Source organism: Azospirillum sp., assembly GCF_035627195.1.
GTDB lineage: Bacteria > Pseudomonadota > Alphaproteobacteria > Azospirillales > Azospirillaceae > Azospirillum.
Genome location: NZ_DASPMG010000253.1, coordinates 1 through 3,591, shown reverse-complemented (window position 1 = coordinate 3,591; position 3,591 = coordinate 1). Strand labels below are relative to the sequence as shown.

The window sequence follows — 3,591 nt, the reverse complement described above, 5'->3', positions numbered from 1 at the left end:
CCGACCCCGACACCATCCGCCGCATCGCCTACGAAACGCGCGACCTGATGCGCCGCCACTCCAACCTCGCCAACGTCAACCTGGACTGGGACGAACTGGCCAAGCGGGTACGGCTGGACGTGGACGCCGCCAAGGCGCGGGCGTTGGGCGTCACCAAGCAGGATCTGTCTAACGCCCTGCAACTGCTGCTTGGCGGCATGCCGGTCACCCAGTACCGCGAGGGCACCGAGTTGATCGACGTGACCTTGCGCACCCCGGCCGAGGAGCGGTTGGACCTGTCCAAGCTGGGTGAGCTGAACATCCGCACCGGCCGGGGCTCCGTGGTGCCGCTCAGTCAGGTGGCGGTCGTCCGCTATGAACTGGAAGAGCCGATCCTGTGGCGGCGCGGCCGTGAAACCACCATGACCGTGCGCGCCGACGTCACCGGCGGCATGCAGGCGCCGGTGGCGAGCCAACAGGTGAACACCCAATTGGACGCCGTGCGGGTGCAACTGCCCGAGGGCTATCGCATTGTCATGGGTGGCGCCATCGAGGAAAGCGCCAAGGGCCAAAGCTCGATCAACGCCATGATGCCGCTGATGCTGCTGATCATGGTTTCAACGCTGATGTTCCAGCTTCAGAGCTTTTCGCGTGTGGCGATGGTGCTGCTGACGGCGCCTTTGGGCCTGATCGGGGTGACGACGTTCCTGTTGCTGTTCCGCCTGCCTTTCGGCTTCGTCGCCACGCTGGGAGTGATCGCGCTGGCCGGCATCATCATGCGCAATTCGGTGATCCTGGTGGACCAGATCGAGCAAGACGTGCGCGACGGCCGCTCGCGCTGGGAAGGCATCATCGAGGCCACGGTGCGCCGCGCCCGCCCGATTGTCCTGACGGCGGCGGCCGCCATTCTGGCCATGATCCCGCTGGCCGGCAGCGTGTTCTGGGGACCGATGGCCGTCGCCATCATGGGCGGGCTGGCGGGAGCGACGGTGCTGACCATCTTCTTCCTGCCGGCGCTGTATGCCGCGTGGTTCCGGGTGAAGACGCCGGAGAAGGGCGGAGTAGTGGAGAAAATCCCCGACCTGATGCCGTCGGCCTGACCGATTTTTCCCTCTTGCTGACTCCAGGCGCCTCCGGTGGTTCGGAGGCGCCTGGCCGGCATCAGGCCACGGCCAGCAAGCCGCCGTTGCGATCTCCCATCCCTTCAACCGACGATACCGAGGAGGCGCTGCTCAACGGCAGCGCCGTTGCGCCTGAAAGAACGGAGGTCATGGTGCGGATCGCCGCCTTGCCGGTCACCGCGCCGACGGGCGTAATCTGGTATGTCTGGCTTACGGATTCGCCATCCGGGTCAATCGCCGTCACTTTCAGTTCCAATCCGGCGAAGATGCGCGGCACACGGCCGGAGAAGGTGCGGCTGCTGGTGTTGGACCGCAGCCAGGACGGCAGCCGGCGTCCATCCTCCAAGGTCGCGGTAAGGGTGACGGCGGACATCCGCACCGGCGAGCGCGGGGTGCTGGAGTATCTGCTCGACCCGCTGCTGCGCTACCGGCAGGAGAGCCTGCGGGAGCGCTGAATGGTGGTGACCGTCAGGGCCATAATCCGACCAGGACGAGCAGGAACGCGGCAAATTATCGATCAACAGGAGAATAGGTCCGGGGCATAATGTAACCATAACGTGTGGATTCGGGCACGACGCCGTGCCGTTCCGGGAGAGACAACCATGACCACCCCCCCGCGCCGCCGGGTCGCCTACGCCGAGGGCGATCCGATCTATCAGGTCCGCACCAGCCCGATCCCCAACTGGCTGTACCCGGGCCTGCCCACCCCGTCGGCGGTGGTCGAAGGACTGGCCTACGAACCGGTCAACACCCCGGCCCGCTGGAACGAGGCCGCCCCGCCCGGCACGCCGGTGGCCGTCACCGTCAGTTTCCCCGAGACGGCGTTCAGCGGCACCCCCAGACCTTGAGAGGCTTCCGGCCGCTGAGCGAGGCGGAGAAGACGGCGGCGCGCCAGGCGCTGGCCGCCTGGGCGGCGGTGTGCGGCCTCTCCTTCGTCGAGGTGCCGCCGGAGGTGGGCGGCGACATCCGCTTTGTCGCCTACGCCTTCCACGGCTTCTACGGTGGTCCCGCCACCTACGCCTATTCCTCCGCCCCTATTGGCGGGGGTTCCACGCCGTGGGGGCATGCATCGGACAATGCCGCCGATGTCTTTCTCAACACCGCCTTGATCGCGCCGGACGACAGCTTCGAGCCGGGCGGCGAGTGGTTCGAGATCCTGCTGCACGAGATCGGCCATGCCCTGGGGCTGGAGCACCCTCCCGAGGGCATGCAAAAGCTGGAGGCGGAGGAGAACATCACCAGCTTCACCGTGCTGTCCTACCACAGCCCCGCCGGCTGGGCGCAGGCGCCGGGGCCGGGCGACATCGAGGCGGTGCGCTACCTCTACGGCGCCGACGACGGCGGCGTCACCGCCCGCTGGGACGCCGCCGCCCGCGCCGTCGTCGTCAGCGGCGACGAGGCCGGCAACGCCCTGTACGACACCGTGCGCGCCGACCGCCTCGACGGCGGCCCCGGCGACGACACCCTGATCGGCGGCCCCGACGCCACGCTGGCGCTGTTCTCCGCCGCGCAAAGCCAGTACCGCTTCACCGCCGAGCCGGATGGGGCGGTGCGGGTCGACGGGCCGGACGGGGCCGACCTGCTGCGGCACGTGCGCCGGGTGCGCTTTGCCGACGGGCCGGCGGTGGCGGTCAGCGCCCTGCCGGTGCGGCGCTGGCCGGAAGTGGTGCGGCCGGTGCCGGAGCTGACGGCGGCGGCGGCGGCGGGGCGCCGCTTCCGCTCCCGGCTGGCGGCCGACACCTTCCACAGCCCGGACGGCGGGCGGCTGACGTGGCGGCTGCGCCAGGAGGACGGGACGGCGCTGCCCGGCTGGCTGCGCTTCAGCGCGGCGACGCGGACCCTGTCGGGGACGGTGCCGGCGGGGGCGGCGGACCTGACGTTGCGGGTGACGGCGCGCGATGCCGCGGGGCGGGAGGCCGGCGACGGCTTCCACCTGTTCATCACTCCGGCGGGCGGCAGCGGCGTGCGGGCGGCGGCGTCCCCGGTGCCGGCGGCGCGGACGGTGGTGCGGGGCAACGCCGGCAACAACCATCTGAACGGCAAGGCGCGGAACGAGGAGTTCCTGTGCGGCGCCGGCGACGACGACGTCAGAGCCGGCGATGGCGACGATGTCGCCTGGGGTGGCGACGGCTGCGATATGCTGTACGGTGGGAACGGCCGGGATCAGCTGTACGGGGAGCTTGACGACGATTATCTCAGCGGCAAGGCCGGTGATGACAGTCTGTCCGGCGGCGTTGGCTACGACTACCTGCTCGGCGGCGAGGGCACCGACGCGGTGTTTGGCGGCGAGGGCAACGACACGCTGGGAGGGGAGAGCGGCGACGACCTCGTGGTCGGCGGCATCGGCGCCGATGAATTCTGGGAGGATGTCGACAGGGATGCCCCGGCGGAGCGCAACACGCTGTACGGCGGGACGGGCGACGACACCTTCTACGCTAACGGCACCGGCGGCTACCTCGACGGCGGCGACGGCGACGACGTGCTGTATGTC

Annotated in this window: 4 protein-coding genes; 3 read left to right on the top strand and 1 reads right to left on the bottom strand. The window is 69.7% G+C overall.

Going from position 1 to position 3,591, the window contains the following annotated elements; translation table 11 throughout:
- On the top strand, positions 1-1,079 hold a 1,079-nt coding region (locus VED21_RS22630; RefSeq protein ID WP_324886279.1), incomplete at its 5' end, for an efflux RND transporter permease subunit.
- Between the two features lie 61 nt (positions 1,080-1,140).
- On the opposite strand, the gene VED21_RS22625 is transcribed toward VED21_RS22630, so the two are convergent.
- Entirely contained in the window at positions 1,141-1,473 is a 333-nt protein-coding gene (locus tag VED21_RS22625; protein ID WP_324886277.1) for a putative Ig domain-containing protein, read from the bottom strand.
- 229 nt (positions 1,474-1,702) lie between these two features.
- On the opposite strand from VED21_RS22625, the gene VED21_RS22620 reads away from it, so the two are divergent.
- Complete coding sequence (locus tag VED21_RS22620) at positions 1,703-1,948, top strand: hypothetical protein (RefSeq protein ID WP_324886275.1); 246 nt, start codon at positions 1,703-1,705, stop codon at positions 1,946-1,948.
- Positions 1,945-3,591 (top strand): putative Ig domain-containing protein (locus VED21_RS22615; protein ID WP_324886273.1); only part of this gene is annotated, 1,647 nt, incomplete at its 3' end. The genes VED21_RS22620 and VED21_RS22615, both read left to right, overlap by 4 nt.